General features: G+C 63.1%; 13 protein-coding genes. 7 read left to right on the top strand and 6 right to left on the bottom strand.

Annotated elements, in window-relative coordinates:
• Window positions 1-45 precede the first annotated feature (45 nt).
• Complete coding sequence (locus tag AC5ZGW_RS04435; protein ID WP_028168891.1) at window positions 46-246, top strand: hypothetical protein; 201 nt, start codon at window positions 46-48, stop codon at window positions 244-246.
• 2 nt (window positions 247-248) lie between these two features.
• Here the strand turns inward: AC5ZGW_RS04435 and AC5ZGW_RS04430 are convergent, their stop codons facing one another.
• Window positions 249-1577: an ATP-binding protein gene (locus tag AC5ZGW_RS04430; protein ID WP_130227372.1), complete on the bottom strand. Its 1329-nt coding sequence runs from the start codon at window positions 1575-1577 to the stop codon at window positions 249-251.
• Between the two features lie 2 nt (window positions 1578-1579).
• Complete coding sequence (locus AC5ZGW_RS04425) at window positions 1580-2332, bottom strand: response regulator (protein WP_130227371.1); 753 nt, start codon at window positions 2330-2332, stop codon at window positions 1580-1582.
• Between the two features lie 172 nt (window positions 2333-2504).
• Here AC5ZGW_RS04425 and AC5ZGW_RS04420 point away from each other — a divergent pair, with 172 nt between their 5' ends.
• The 3 genes from AC5ZGW_RS04420 to AC5ZGW_RS04410 all read left to right on the top strand — a co-directional run bounded on the left by AC5ZGW_RS04420 (window position 2505) and on the right by AC5ZGW_RS04410 (window position 4335).
• Window positions 2505-3065, top strand: coding sequence for a hypothetical protein (locus AC5ZGW_RS04420; RefSeq protein WP_130227370.1), 561 nt, complete (start codon window positions 2505-2507; stop codon window positions 3063-3065).
• 218 nt (window positions 3066-3283) lie between these two features.
• On the top strand, window positions 3284-3808 hold the full coding sequence (locus tag AC5ZGW_RS04415; protein ID WP_245474827.1) for a PRC-barrel domain-containing protein: 525 nt from the start codon (window positions 3284-3286) through the stop codon (window positions 3806-3808).
• Window positions 3802-4335: a PRC-barrel domain-containing protein gene (locus AC5ZGW_RS04410; RefSeq protein ID WP_130227369.1), complete on the top strand. Its 534-nt coding sequence runs from the start codon at window positions 3802-3804 to the stop codon at window positions 4333-4335. The genes AC5ZGW_RS04415 and AC5ZGW_RS04410 overlap by 7 nt, the downstream gene beginning before the upstream one ends.
• A gap of 168 nt (window positions 4336-4503) precedes the next feature.
• Here AC5ZGW_RS04410 and AC5ZGW_RS04405 read toward each other — a convergent pair whose 3' ends face one another.
• Window positions 4504-5805 (bottom strand): serine hydrolase domain-containing protein, encoded by a 1302-nt coding sequence (locus AC5ZGW_RS04405; protein WP_130227387.1) that lies wholly within the window; start codon window positions 5803-5805, stop codon window positions 4504-4506.
• Window positions 5806-5996: 191 nt separating this feature from the next.
• Window positions 5997-6845, bottom strand: a complete 849-nt coding sequence (locus AC5ZGW_RS04400) for a DUF1499 domain-containing protein (RefSeq protein ID WP_130227368.1) — start codon at window positions 6843-6845, stop codon at window positions 5997-5999.
• Window positions 6846-7644: 799 nt separating this feature from the next.
• Here AC5ZGW_RS04400 and AC5ZGW_RS04395 point away from each other — a divergent pair.
• The gene (locus AC5ZGW_RS04395; protein ID WP_245474825.1) at window positions 7645-8460 is read left to right on the top strand and encodes a hypothetical protein; all 816 of its coding nucleotides are present in this window, start codon (window positions 7645-7647) and stop codon (window positions 8458-8460) included.
• Window positions 8461-8692: 232 nt separating this feature from the next.
• Here the strand turns inward: AC5ZGW_RS04395 and AC5ZGW_RS04390 are convergent, their stop codons facing one another.
• Entirely contained in the window at window positions 8693-10321 is a 1629-nt protein-coding gene (locus AC5ZGW_RS04390) for a fatty-acid--CoA ligase (RefSeq protein WP_130227367.1), read from the bottom strand.
• Window positions 10322-10403: 82 nt separating this feature from the next.
• Between AC5ZGW_RS04390 and AC5ZGW_RS04385 the strand changes: the two genes are divergently transcribed.
• Window positions 10404-11588 (top strand): extensin family protein, encoded by a 1185-nt coding sequence (locus tag AC5ZGW_RS04385; RefSeq protein ID WP_496113869.1) that lies wholly within the window; start codon window positions 10404-10406, stop codon window positions 11586-11588.
• A 20-nt stretch (window positions 11589-11608) separates the two neighbouring features.
• Here the strand turns inward: AC5ZGW_RS04385 and AC5ZGW_RS04380 are convergent, their stop codons facing one another.
• On the bottom strand, window positions 11609-12289 hold the full coding sequence (locus AC5ZGW_RS04380; protein ID WP_130227366.1) for a L,D-transpeptidase: 681 nt from the start codon (window positions 12287-12289) through the stop codon (window positions 11609-11611).
• A 345-nt stretch (window positions 12290-12634) separates the two neighbouring features.
• Between AC5ZGW_RS04380 and AC5ZGW_RS04375 the strand changes: the two genes are divergently transcribed.
• Window positions 12635-13612: a magnesium transporter CorA family protein gene (locus tag AC5ZGW_RS04375; protein WP_028168285.1), complete on the top strand. Its 978-nt coding sequence runs from the start codon at window positions 12635-12637 to the stop codon at window positions 13610-13612.
• The last annotated feature ends 67 nt before the right edge of the window (window positions 13613-13679 follow it).

Here is a 13679-nt window from a genome sequence, read left to right as displayed (position 1 = left end):
AATCAAGAAAACCGACCAAGAAAAGTCGATAACGGGAGACGCATCATGACCCACTTTGATTCCGCTGATCTGCCGCGTGGAAATCCTTGCGCACAATGCGGCAAGCCGATCGCGAAGCCGGACTGGGTCGAGCAGGATGGTGGCCGGATATTCTATCTCTGGCATTGCCGCGCCTGCGATTACCGCTTCGAGGCCATTGCGATCTATCCGGAGCACGGCAGCGAACACGCGCCGCTCGCGGCCTGACGTCAGGCGGCTGAGCGTCGGCTCTCCGCGCGCATCGGCAACTCGATCCGCGCGACGAGTCCGTGCGGCTGCTTGTCGTGCAGCGACAATGTCCCGCCATGCGCGAGCACGATCGCGTTGGTGATGGAAAGCCCGAGGCCGAAGCCTCCGGACTCGTCCATGTTGCGCGCATCGTCGCCGCGCACGAACGGCTCCAGCACATCGCGCTTGCGCGCATCCGAAATGCCGGGGCCATCGTCCTCGACTTCGATTGTGATGCTATCAGGCGCGGTGCGGAGCCGGATCGTCGCCTCACCGCCGAACCGCACCGCGTTCTCGACGAGATTGGTGACGCTGCGGTGCAGGTCGTCCGGCCGCACGGTTGCCATCGCGTGTGCGGGGCCGTCGTAGCCCACCTTGTGGCCCATGTCGGAAAACTGGTCGGTGACGAGCTGCAGCGTGCTGGCGATATCGGTCAGCGTCATCGATTCCAGCCTGCGGTCGTTGCGCAGGAACGACAGCACCGATTCCAGCATTGCGCGCATGTGGTCGAGATCGGCAAGCATGCGATTGCGATGAGTCTCATCCTCGATGAATTCCGAGCGCAGCCGCATCCGCGTGATCGGCGTGCGCAAATCGTGGCTGATCGCGGCCAGCATCTTGGTGCGGTCCTCGATCAGGCTAGTGATGCGCTCGCGCATGCGGTTCAATGCTTTCGCGACCGAACGGATCTCTTCCGGTCCACGTTCGGGCAGCGGCGGGGCGGCGCCGTCGAGGCTGAAGTTTTCGGCGGCGCGCGCGAACGAGGAGAGCGGCGCGGTCAGCGCGCGTGCCGCCCACAGCCCGAGCAGCGCAACGCTGATGACCATGAACAGCAGCGTCATCATCCACGGACCGCCGAGGAATGGCGGCCGGTGCCGATCCGCAAGCAGTCTTGCCGAGATCATCGCGCCGTCGGGCAGCACGACGCCGATCCGCGCACCGTTGCCCGCCAGCGGAAACAGCCGATAGGTGGCGCCGAGCCGGCGGTAGAGCAGGTGCAATTCGCGCTCATTCAGTTCGCCGGCAGCAGGCGTGGTGCCGGGCGGCAGGCTTTCGACGCCGAACTGCGGAAAGGCGTTGTTGATGTCAGCCGACAGCCGCGGTCGTTCCGACGCTGCGGCGGCGCCGAGAAGTTGGATCGCGCTGGCGAGCTGGGCATGTCCGCGGTCGCCAAGCGGCTCCGACTGGTCCGGCCGTGAGATGAGGAAGATCGTGGCGATGATGACGTGGATGGCGATGATCGAGGCGACCACCAGCGCCGCGATCTGCCCGCTGATGCCCCTGAGATTGAGGAAGCCGGAGAGCTTCATCGTCAATTGCCCGCCGCGGTCACCGCTTCGACTGTTGCTGCTTCCACTCTTGGCGTGAACATGTAGCCGCCGGCACGCACCGTCTTGATCATGGTGGCCTCCTGCGGATCGGGCTCGATCTTGCGGCGGATGCGGCTGACCAGGACGTCGATCGAGCGCTCCAACGAGCCGGCGTCGCGCGCGCCCGTCAGGTCGAGCAGGCTGTCGCGCGACAGCACGCGGCCGGGCCGCTCGCACAATGTCCTGAGCAGGTCGAACTCGGCGCTGGTCATGGCGACCTTGGCGCCTTCGGGGTTGCGCAACTCGCGCAGGCGGAAATCGATGCGCCAGCCCTGGAACGTCAGCACGGTCGCGCCTTCGATGGCGCTGGCGTTGCGCGCCGCCGCCTGCCGCCGCAGCACTGCGTTGATCCGCGCCAACAGCTCGCGCGGATTGAACGGCTTCGGCAGATAATCGTCGGCGCCCATCTCCAGGCCGAGGATGCGGTCGACGTCCTCGCCGCGCGCGGTCAGCATGATGATCGCCGTCTGCGAGGTCGCGCGCACCTTGCGGCACAGGCTGAGGCCATCCTCGCCCGGCAGCATGACGTCGAGGATCAGAAGATCGACGCGGTGATCGGTCATCGCGCGGACCATCTCGCGACCGTCGCCGGCGGTGGTGACGTTGCAGGCGTTGTTACGCAGATATTTCGCGATCAAGCTGCGCGTCTCGCGGTCGTCCTCGACGACAAGGATGTTCGGCTGCGGCTGGGCCATGCTGACCTTTTTGTCGATGATTCGGGGTAAGCGGCGAAGATTCTTGTTTCCAAATGTTTCTGACGGCTGCGCGGTAACAGCGGGCAACAGGCCAAAAGGCACTGTTAAGACCGTTAACCCTACCGTCGCGGCGAGTTTCACGCGTACCTATCAGAATCATTTGGAGCATTCCATGACCGCGATCTCGGCTGCCTCCGGCAGCACCTATCAGTCGCCCTTGCAGCGGCTGCAGGACGAACTGCAGTCCGAAATCAATTCCGGTGCCATCAGCTCGTCGGATCAGGACGCGCTGTCGTCGGCGCTGACGGATATCGATGCCTCGATGCAGGCGAGCCGCACCGGCGATCAGACCAGCGGCACGTGGCCGTCGCCGGACGAGATGAAGTCCAAGCTGGATGATCTCATCAACCAGGAAGTCTCGAGCGGCAAACTGACCAGCGATCAGGCGACCGAATTGCAGGGCGTGTTCAAGGCCGCCTTCGCGCAGGGTCCCGGTGGTAGCCATGGCCCCCATGGCGGCGCCGGTGGGCCACCGCCGTCGGATGGTTCAACCTCGACCGATGAAGCCGGCGCCACGAGCAATTCCGTCAGCGACATCCTGCAGCAGTTCCTGCAGTCGCTGCAGGAGTCGCTGTCGGCGTCGGCGTCGAGTTCGTACAATTCGGCCGGCAGCGCGAGCACATCGGCTAACGGCAGTTCGTTCTCCCCGCTGCTGGTCGACTACCAGAGCTAAAGGCACGGCTCCTTCCCTACGAACAGCGCGTAGCCCGGGTGGAGCGCAAGCGTAACCCGGGGCCGCTCGTCAACGTTGACGCAGGTGTCCCGGGTTTGCTTCGCTCCGCCCGGGCTACGCGCCCTTCCAAAAGGGAAGTGTGGTTGTCTCGTCGATGGCGTAGGAACCAGTCGTCGAATGTGGCGTTGTCTCTCTCGATCATTTGCGGGGAGGGCCAGATGGCAGCCGACGCCAGCACCAAACCGCATCGGCTCATCGCCAGCGACCGTGTCGAGGGGACCGCGGTGCGGCGGCCGAACGGCGAGATGATCGGCCACATCGAACGGCTGATGATCGACAAGGTCACCGGTCAAGTGTCTTATGCCGTGCTCAGCTTCGGCGGATTCTTCGGCCTCGGAACCAATCTGATTCCCTTGCCCTGGGTGCGGTTGCGCTACAACACGCGTTTCGAGGCCTATGAGCTCGACATATCAGATGAAGAGTTGAAACGCGCGCCGTCGTTTCGCGCCGACAAGGATATTGGGGCGATCGGTCGCAGGAAGCCGAACTGCGTCGCTACTACGGTATACCGCCCTATTGGGGCGGTTTCTGAAAGCGCATGCTCATCGCTTAACTCTGAACTTTTCGACCTGGCGCTCTATTTGTTCGGCGCCACAAGTTCCGTGTCACTTGATACGGAACGCTTGCTGACGTGCCGGGTTCTCTCAGCATCGATTTCGAACTGGAGGATCCGATCATGTTAGCGAAGTATACCATCACTGGTCTCGCGGCTTCGGCCTTGCTTGCAAGCGTCGCGTTCGCGCAAACGCCGAATACGGCGACTGGCGATCGCCCGAGCACCGCGGCGACCACGTCAACCACCGCTCCGTCCTCGTTCCACGGCAACTGGCGCGCGTCGAAAATGGCCGGCCTGAATGTCTATAACGACAACAATGAGAGCATTGGCTCGATCAACGACATGTTGCTGGACAAGAGCGGCAATATCAAAGCGGTCGTGATCGGCGTCGGCGGCTTCCTCGGCGTCGGCGAGCATCTGGTCGCCGTGCCCTTCGAGAAGGTCAAGTTCGTCAACGAGCCGGTCGCATATACCGGCGCGTCGAACACCGGCGCAAAGCCGGCGAGCGGCGCTGGCTCTTCGACGACCACGGGCGCTGCCACAAGCTCGACCTCGAGCTCCAAGTCGAACCCCTGGTACCCGGATCACGCGGTCTACAACGCGAGCAAGGAAGAGCTGAAGGCGATGCCGGAGTTCAAATACTCGACTGATTAAGGTTCTCGCCTTTTCCGAGCAAAAACGCGCCCGGTTCTGCCGGGCGCGTTCTTGCATCAGGGCGTGTAGGTCCGAGAAGGTCCAATACGGACTCGATCTTGCCAGGCGCTGGCCTGGCGCAGGTGCGAAAGATCCGAGAAATGCGAAATAAAACGAGTTTGCGGTTGGTCAGTTGCGCAGGCCCCTTCCCATCGCCTCGTAGATCATCGACTTCAAGTTCAGTTGGATCCGTCCCCCCTGTGTGGGCGACATCACCATGAAGACTCCCAACATGTCGTCCACGGGGTCGACGAAATAGAAACTGCCGCCGGCGCCGTCCCAACGGTATTCACCGAGTGGCCAGTCCGTATTCGGAGGTGGCGAGGTGCGCACGGCAAAGCCAAGACCGAAGCCACTGGTGGGGCCCGGAAAATAGAAGGGATCATGAATGATCCCGGTTTCCGGTCCAATCTGATCCGACGTCATCAGTGCGACTGTCTCACGCTTGAGGTACCGCTTGCCGTCGAGCTCACCTCCATTCAGCAGCATTTGCAGGAAGCGGGCGTAGTCCCCTGTGGTCGAGGCCAAGCCCGCTCCACCGGACTCCCAGCGCCTCGGCAATGTAGGATCGGTGATTCCGGCGACTCGCGAGCGATCGACAGGAAATCCCCTAGCGATCAGCGGCCACTTTGCTTTATCCGTGACATAATACGCAGTGTCGGACATGCCGAGCGGATCGAACAACCGCTGCTTTTCGAATTGGTACAGCGTCTGCCCCGAGGCCACCTCGATGACACGGCCGAGCACGTCCGTCGAATGGCTGTAATTCCAACGCGTTGCGGGCTGATCGGCAAGCGGCAGTACTGCGATCCGATCGGCGAAGTCGGCGTTGTTGAAATCCCCCGCATACAATAGAGGATTCGCATAGAGTTTCTGCACCTGGGTCTCGCCGTAGAAGCCGTAGGTGATACCTGAGGTGTGCCGCAATAGATCCCTGATCGTAATCGGGCGCTTCAACGGCTCGAGCTTGAGCGGATACTTTCCTGCTTCGTCGGACATATCGACGCCGACTTTGGCGTCTGCAAAGGAATGAATGTATTTCGATACTGGATCGTCGAGAGCCAGCTTGCCTTCGTCGACCAGCATCATCGCCGCAACCGACGTAACGGCCTTCGACATCGAATAGATCTGGAAGATCGTGTCCGGCGTCATCGGCAGCCCCGTGTCGGGGTCCCGCACGCCGAAGCATTCGAAATGGACTGGCTTGCCATGTTGTTGGATCAGCAGGATGCCGCCAGGAATCTTGCCGCTCGTGATCTCATTGCGAATGGTGTCGTCAAGCTGCTTCAGGGCCGCGGGTGAAAGAGTTGCTACAGCCGGCGTTTCGGATTCGGCGCGCAGCTCGAACGCCAGGCCGATGACCAGGCAAAACGCAAACGCTGCCGCGGCAACGCAGCGCAGTGTGGTGTTTTTGGTTTGCCATTGCTTCATAGACGGGCAGCTCAAGGGGGGCCGCTGGATGCGCTCGCGCTCCGAAGGGGTCTGCTCCAGCAGCACGAAGAACGTCTCCTGCTTGCGGTTGATGACCATATAGCAGCCAACGACGTTTTCCAATTGATTGCCAAGGTCAACCGCGCTTCGCGACGAGCTGCCTGCTCGTTACCGGTGTCCGACCCACCGCCTCACTTCTTCACCGTCTTTGCCTGCACCTTCGGCGGTGCCGGCGCCTTCTTCGGCGCGGCTTTCGCGTTGTCGACGGCGGTGTTGATGTCCTCAATCAGCTTCGACACGCGCGCAGCATTGCTGCCGAGGTCAGCCTCGAAATAGCGAGAGGCTGAGCGGATATCGACCCGCGAATCCTCGCCGTCGGGCATGATGCGGATCGCGACATCCTCGCGGAAGCCCATGATCGGCGTGCGCGCCACCGCCTCGATGCGGCCGATGCGGCGCGGTGGCGTCGGTGGGCGCTCATCGATCACGAGCCATTTGCGCCGGTTCACCAGTTGCAGCGTCACCGCGTAAGCGCGGTCCACCGGCACCTCGAGCTCGACGGTCTCGATATCGGGATAGGCGCGGCGCTGCTGATCGGCTGAGTAGAGCCCGGCATAGACGGCCGAATTGGTGTCGTCGCTGGTGCGCAGGCGCGACAGCGCCTCGAACCGCGGCGGATCGATCGGGTCGGTGGTGATGTCGTGGATCGGCGGCAGCCGGCGATATTGTACGGCGAGATAGGCGGGATAGGCGAGCACCAGCGCGTTGATCAGGAAGGCCAGAAGGATGCGGCCCATGCCGCGCGAACCATTCTGCCAGATCGCGGCGAAGGCGGCGAAGCCAAGCAGGATCGAAAGTCCGGCACAGGCCAGCGCACCGAAGAAGGTCGCCAGCGCCGGCTTCATCTCCAGGAAGCCGAAGCGGACGATGAGGATCGAGACGATCACCGCGACTGCGGAGAAGATCGCGAGGTTGCGTGCCCAGGTGGCGAGGCTGGACACCGGCTCCGACTGATAGGGAACAGAAAACCTGCGGGCCATCGGTGAGAACTGCCGTGTTGTGGCTTGGCCCACTGCCAGGGGCCGGTTAAAAACTCTCAGCTTGAGACCACGGCGGCCCGGCAATTTCAAGGTTTGCGGCGATATGGGACAAGGTACGGGAAAATTTGGCAACCTCACCGATTAACCATTCAATCAAAGTGATCTCTAGTTGTCGATTGACTCGGCGGAACTTTGGGCTAAAGGCTCCACTCTAGGTTGTCGGAACCGCTGAAGCAAAGGGACCGGCCTGGCGAAGGACATCGGCCAACGGCAATCAAAAAAAGATAACGGCGGGCGTCAGCCGGAAGCGTTGCAAGAGGACCTAAGCTCACGGTCGTCGCCGCAGGCGGACCGGAGGTGCGCGGTTGCATCCTCATGGGCCGTAAGGATCGCGAACAGCGTAGCCGGCGTACATCAGCGGGGCTGGTGGGCAGCCGCCTCAGGGCGAGCGTTCAGTATGAATGGCGGCAGGGACGAAGGCTACGTTGATCCGAACGATCCGACCTACTACGCCCCGCGCGAGCCGTGGGAGCGGGCGATAAGCGGGCAGCCGGCGGCGCCGCTCAGACGGTCCGCGGAGCCTGCATCGTTGACTGTCGACGATCCGCCCTTGCAATCGCTGCGCAAGCCTCGACGTCGCGACCATTCGGAAATGTTCACCAAGGCCGTCGCCCAAGCCATGCAGGAAGCGATGGAGCCCATGGAGGCGCCATCCGTTCTCCGCAATTCGGGAAGGCGCGCGCTGCTCCGCGTGGGAGCGAGGTTCGCGATCGCGGCAGCGGTTGCGGCAGCCATCGCGATGATCGTCGTCATGGCGATTCCGGCGTCGCAAAGTCCTGGGGTTCAGTCGAACGCCATCGCATCGATCTCGTCTTCCTGGCAGTCGCTTAAGACCTCGCTGTTTCCGGCGCCGCAACGCAAGCGGGCTGCGACCCTCGCCGTCGAGGACAGCAGCGGGCTTGCCGACGACGCGCTGCCGCTCGGGCTGCGCGTGGGTGCTCCCCCTCCTGGTGCCGTCATTGCCATCAACGGATTGCCAGCCGGCGCGCGGCTGACGGCTGGCAAGCGCGTCGCCGCCAACGAGTGGCGCGTGTCCGCGTCGGAGATTTCCGCCGTGTCGGTCATTCCGCCGGACGGCTTCGTCGGCCAGATGGTGGTGACGGTAGAATTGCGTGACGGCGACGGTGCCGCGCTCGTGGGTAGTTCGATCCGGCTTTCCTGGAAAGCCGCTGCCAGCGTTGCGGCGCGGCCACCGGCGGCTGTCGTGGCTGCGGTGCCGGCTCGGCCTGCGGCCGCTTCCCCGCCGCCGCAGATGGACACCGTGCGCAATCTGGATCCGAAGGAAATTTCCGTTGTCGTCAAGCGCGGACAGGATTTGCTGGCCAGCGGCGACATCGCGGCGGCGAGGCTACTGCTGCTGCGCGCCGCCGAAGCACGAGACGCGCGCGCCGCGCTGCTCCTTGCCCGGACTTACGACCCGATCGTGCTCAAGCAATTGGGCGCCAGTGGCCCGCTCGCGGACCTCGCGCAGGCCCGCAACTGGTATCAAAAAGCGAAAGAATGGGGCGAACCCGAAGCTCAGCGCCAGCTTGATGGCCTCGCGCCGATCCGCTGATCCCAGCATCGCGCGTCGCACGTGCCCGTGAATCTTTGGCGATGTCAGGAGAGGGCGCATCAACTTGCGCCGGCCGTAGGGTGGGCAAAGCCAACGGGTCGCGCGAACGCGCGCCCGATGACAGGCTCCGCGTGCCTACCATTCACGGTCGGTGCAAGAGATGGTGGGCACGCTTCGCTTTGCCCACCCTACGGGCTGTCGCCAAGCCCGGGCATGACGGAGAACCTGTTCGTTACGCCGCCGCGGTCGGGAGGCTGTAGCTCTTGAACTGATCGCGCAGCGCGGTCTTCAGGATCTTGCCGGTCGCGGTGTGCGGGATGCCGTCGACGAAGACGACATCGTCGGGCATCCACCATTTCGCGATCTTGCCGTCCATGAACTTCAGGATCTCCTCGCGCGTCGCCTGCTGGCCCTGCTTGAGCTGCACGATCAGCAGCGGACGCTCGTCCCACTTCGGATGGAACACGCCGATCACGGCGGCCTCGGCCACGGCCGGATGGCCGACCGCGAGGTTCTCCAGGTCGATCGACGAGATCCATTCGCCGCCCGACTTGATCACGTCCTTGGAGCGATCGGTGATCCGCATGTAGCCGTGCGCATCGATCGTCGAGACGTCGCCGGTGTCGAAATAGCCTTCCTCGTCGAGAATGCTGCTGTCGACGCGGAAATAGGCCTTGGCGATCGACGGGCCCGAGACCTTGAGCCGGCCGAAGGTCTTGCCATCCCACGGCAGCTCCTTGCCGGCATCGTCGGTGATCTTCATCTGGACGCCGAACGGCGGGTAGCCCTGCGTCTGCAGGACGTCGAGCCGTTCTTCGCCGGTGCGCTCTCCGAAGGGCGGTTTCAGCGCCGCGACCGTGCCGATCGGGCTCATCTCGGTCATGCCCCAGGCGTGGCGCGGCTCCACGCCCATGTTGAGGAAAGCCTCGATCATCGAGCGCGGCATCGCCGAGCCGCCGCATATCACCATCTCCAGGTGCGGCAGCTTCAGGTCGTTGGCGGCCATGTGCTGCAGCAGCATCAGCCACACTGTCGGCACGCCGGCGGTGTGCGTCACCTTCTCGGTGTCGAGCAATTCGTAGACCGAGGCGCCGTCGAGCTTCGGCCCGGGCATCACCAGCTTGGTGCCCATCGAGGGCGCGGAAAAAGCGATGCCCCAGCTATTGGCATGGAACAGTGGCACCACCGGCAGCATTGTATCGGTCGCGGATGTGCCCAGCGCATCCTTGTTGTTGGCCATGAGCGCATGCAGCACGTTGGAACGGTGCGAATACAATACGCCTTTGGGGTCGCCCGTGGTGCCCGACGTGTAGCACATCGCCGCTGCGGTGTTCTCGTCGAACGTCTTCCACTGGAACTTGCCGTCGGACGCCGCGATCCAGTCCTCATAGGCGACCGCGTTCTTCAGCGTGGTCTCTGGCATGTGCGCCTTGTCGGTCAGCACGATAAAGCGCTCGACGCTCGGAAGCTTGTCGGCGATCTTCTCCAGCACCGGCACGAAGGTGAGGTCGGTCATCACCACGCGGTCCTGGGCGTGGTTGATGATCCAGGCGATCTGTTCGGGAAACAGGCGCGGGTTGACGGTATGGCAGATCGCGCCGATACCCATGATGCCATACCAGACTTCGAGATGGCGCCAAGTATTCCAGGCGATGGTGGCGACACGATCGCCGAGCTTGATGCCGTCGCGCTCCAGGCTCTGCGAGACCTTCAGCGCGCGCGCATGGATTTCGGCATAGGTGGTGCGATGGATCGGGCCTTCGACCGACCGCGTCACGACCTCCTGTGTGCCGTGATATTTTGCTGCGTGTTCGATAATCCGGTGACACAGCAAAGGCCAGTCCTGCATCAAACCAAGCATACGCACGTCCCTCCTCAGTGTTTTTCTCTCGCATGACCGGCCAGCCAGACAGTATAGCCAGCCGTCCAATCATGAAATTGACATGAACTGTAGCGCGGAGAAAGCAAGCCGAAAATCCAATTATGGTGCGTTTGGCCGCACTGGAATGGCACTGGTTACCGCCGTAGCCATATTGCTCGGAATGCTGGCCGAACCCGCCCTGGCGGCCCGCAGATCGGTCCCGTTTCCCTTCGCCGACTTGTTCAGTCCTCCTCGGCCAAGGCCGCATCGGGCCGTTCATCGGGCAGTGATGGTGCCATTGCCAAAGCCGCGTCCGGCCGAGGCGCCTGCTGCGCGACCGCCCGAGCCGCCCGCAGCCGCCGAAAAGGCCCGTCCGGCCGATCATGGCAAAGCCGCCGACAAGGCGCCGCCGGCTGACCACGGCAAAGCCGCTGATAAGGCGTCCGACGACAAGGCTGCCGAGCAGGCTGCTCCGCCGCAGCCCTCAGCCTGCCGGCAGGCGCTGACGGAAGAGATTGCCATTGCGCCAAGCATCCCCGCCATTCATGGCAACGGCGGCTGCGGCGGCGACGATCTGGTGCGGCTGGAGGCGATCGTGCTGCCCGACAAGCGAAAGGTTGCGGTGAAGCCGGCGGCGATCCTCCGCTGCACCATGGCTACCGCGATCGCCGACTGGGTGCGCTCCGACATCGCCCCCCTGTCTGGCCCGCTTGGCGGCACGATCAGCGAACTCGACAATTTCGATTCCTTCGAGTGCCGCGGCCGCAATCGCGTCCCTGGCGCGCAGCTTTCCGAGCATGGCCGCGCCAATGCGATCGACGTCCGCGCCTTCAAGCTCGCGAACGGCCGCTCGATCTCGCTTACCGACCGTAGCGTGCCGCGCGATCTGCGCGAGACCGTGCTGCACTCGGCCTGCACCCGCTTCACGACCGTGCTCGGGCCCGGCTCCGATGGCTACCATGAGGACCACATCCATCTCGACCGGATGGAGCGGCGAAACAATTACCGGATCTGCCAGTGGGATGTCTGGGACCCGCTGCCGGCCGTCGCCCCGCTGTTGCCGGCCGAGCGCCCCGAGGAAGCGCCGCCGCGCGAGGTCGCCGCCAAGGAGGACCCAAAGAGCGGCGCCAAGACTGACACCAAGTCGGAGAATACGAAGTCAAAAAATGCGAAGCCGGATGCCGGCGATTCCGACGCTACGGAGTCAAAGCCTGCGGCGACCAACCCGCAGCCAACAAAAAAGCGCCGGCAAAGCCGGCGCCATTGATCGCGTCTTCCGCAAGCGAACTATTGCATCATGGCGTTGCCGCCGCCCTGCAGCGCCATCTTCGAATTGAATGGCGAGTCGCCGTGCTTCGGCTCCAGCACGACCACGACGGTGCCGACGCCGACGCGGTCATAAAGGTCGATCACGTCCTCATTGGTCATGCGGATGCAGCCCGAGGAGATCGAGGCGCCGATATATTCCGGCTGGTTGGTGCCGTGGATGCGGAACAGCGTGTCCTTGCCGCCGGAGTACAGATAGAGCGCCCGCGAGCCCATCGGGTTGTCGGGTCCCGGCGCGACATAGGTCGGAACGCCGAGCCTGGAGATTTCGCCGGGGGTCGGGTGCCAGGCCGGCCACTCGGTCTTGCTGCCGACCTTGGCAATGCCGGACCATGCCATGGCTTCTTCGCCGACGGTGATGCCGTAGCGGATCGCCTTGCCGTCCTTCTGCACCAGGTAAAGATAGTGGTTATCGGAATCGACCACGATGGAACCCGGCGCCTCCTTGCGGTGGTAATCCACAATGGCGCGGCGGAACGGCTCGGCGACCGGAACTTTCGCGTAGGTGGTCTTCGCCAGCAGGTCTTTATCGCGCTGCTTGAAATTGGCGGCGTTGGTGGCCTCGTAAGTTGTAGCCTGCATGCAACCCGACAACATCAGGCCGGCGGCCACAATCCCCAGCGTAACTTTCAGCGACGACATGGTACACTTCCGTTGCAAATCTGCGCTCGCAGCGCGAAAATGCGCCCCAATCGCCACGATTCCATCATCTCTTTGATCGTATTATTGCCGAAACCTGCCGCTATTCCCAGCGCTTAGAGACCTATCCCGCGTCGCGGGACCCCTTCTGTGGCTTTTTTGCCGCAAATCCTGCGATCCGGCGGCCGATTTCTGTGCAGATCAGCAACGGTTGCCGAGTCCGGGCCGCGCCGCCGCCATTTCGCCGCCACAAATATGGACAGGCGGTTAATGCGCCGGTCATGAAGCCCTTGCCAGAATCGCGTTTAGTCCTGTTGGGTGCGCCGGTGCCCTGTTCCGGAGTTGCTGATGCTGTCAGTGTTCGTTCCTGCCGATTTCACGCTGAAAAAGGTCGTTTCCGACGAGGTTGCGGCCTTGCCGGAGAATGCGGTCTGGATCGACATGGTCAGGCCGACGCCGGAGGAGGACCGCGCCGTGGAGCGGCTGGCCGGGATCGCGGTGCCGACCCGGGAGGACATGCAGGAAATCGAGATTTCCAGCCGGCTCTATATCGAGAACGGCGCGCGCTACATGACCGCGACGCTGATGTGCCATTCGGACACCGACATGCCCCACACCACGGCGGTCACCTTTATCCTGGCTGGCCACCGACTGGTGACCGTGCGCTACGACCAGCCGAAACCGTTCGCGCTGGTCGAGGCCAAGCTTGGGCGGTCCTGCGCGCCCACTATCAACGGCGAGATGGTGCTGATGGAGTTGCTCGATGCAGTGATCGACCGCTGCGCCGACATTCTGGAGCGGTGCGGCGCCGATATCGACCAGGTCTCCCACGACATCTTCGAACCGGAGGCCGAGCGGCACGGCCATGCCAAGCAATATTCGCGGATCCTGATCGAGATCGGGCGCAAGGGCGACCTGACCTCGAAAGTGCGTGAAAGCCTGGTCTCCATCGGTCGCGTCGTCACCTTCATGTCGGCGGTGATCGAAGGCGTCAAATGGTCCAAGGACATGCGCGAGCAGCTCAAGACCATGCAGCGCGACGTCGCCTCCCTGACCGACCACGCCTCCTATCTCTCCAACAAGATCACCTTCACGCTGGACGCCATGCTCGGCGTCGTCAATCTCGAGCAGAACAACATCATCAAGCTGTTCTCGGTGATGGCCGTGGTGCTCATGCCGCCGACGCTGATCGCCTCGATCTACGGCATGAACTTCAAGGCGATGCCGGAACTCGACTGGCCGCATGGCTATCCGATCGCGCTCGTGATGATGCTGATTGCAGCGATCGTGCCGTACTACCTTTTCAAATTGAAGAAGTGGCTCTAGTTCCATTGCTGCGCACGATCGCGAGTTCCATTGCAGTCGCGATCGCGGCAATAAGGCTGCCGCAATT

This window comes from Bradyrhizobium sp. Crot121, assembly GCF_059512385.1.
The sequence above is the reverse complement of the archived record's forward strand: the minus strand, read 5'-3'. Positions and strand labels throughout refer to the sequence as shown.

Bases quoted from the DNA above. Each gene is read 5' to 3' on its own strand.
- AC5ZGW_RS04380 (WP_130227366.1), bottom strand. From the start codon at position 12,289: ATGTCGTCGCTGAAAGTTACGCTGGGGATTGTGGCCGCCGGCCTGATG.
- AC5ZGW_RS04390 (WP_130227367.1), bottom strand. From the start codon at position 10,321: ATGCTTGGTTTGATGCAGGACTGGCCTTTGCTGTGTCACCGGATTATC.
- AC5ZGW_RS04415 (WP_245474827.1), top strand. From the start codon at position 3,284: ATGGCAGCCGACGCCAGCACCAAACCGCATCGGCTCATCGCCAGCGAC.
- AC5ZGW_RS04430 (WP_130227372.1), bottom strand. From the start codon at position 1,577: ATGAAGCTCTCCGGCTTCCTCAATCTCAGGGGCATCAGCGGGCAGATC.
- AC5ZGW_RS04395 (WP_245474825.1), top strand. From the start codon at position 7,645: ATGATCGTCGTCATGGCGATTCCGGCGTCGCAAAGTCCTGGGGTTCAG.
- AC5ZGW_RS04425 (WP_130227371.1), bottom strand. From the start codon at position 2,332: ATGGCCCAGCCGCAGCCGAACATCCTTGTCGTCGAGGACGACCGCGAG.
- AC5ZGW_RS04375 (WP_028168285.1), top strand. From the start codon at position 12,635: ATGCTGTCAGTGTTCGTTCCTGCCGATTTCACGCTGAAAAAGGTCGTT.
- AC5ZGW_RS04420 (WP_130227370.1), top strand. From the start codon at position 2,505: ATGACCGCGATCTCGGCTGCCTCCGGCAGCACCTATCAGTCGCCCTTG.
- AC5ZGW_RS04435 (WP_028168891.1), top strand. From the start codon at position 46: ATGACCCACTTTGATTCCGCTGATCTGCCGCGTGGAAATCCTTGCGCA.
- AC5ZGW_RS04385 (WP_496113869.1), top strand. From the start codon at position 10,404: ATGAACTGTAGCGCGGAGAAAGCAAGCCGAAAATCCAATTATGGTGCG.
- AC5ZGW_RS04405 (WP_130227387.1), bottom strand. From the start codon at position 5,805: ATGAAGCAATGGCAAACCAAAAACACCACACTGCGCTGCGTTGCCGCG.
- AC5ZGW_RS04400 (WP_130227368.1), bottom strand. From the start codon at position 6,845: ATGGCCCGCAGGTTTTCTGTTCCCTATCAGTCGGAGCCGGTGTCCAGC.
- AC5ZGW_RS04410 (WP_130227369.1), top strand. From the start codon at position 3,802: ATGTTAGCGAAGTATACCATCACTGGTCTCGCGGCTTCGGCCTTGCTT.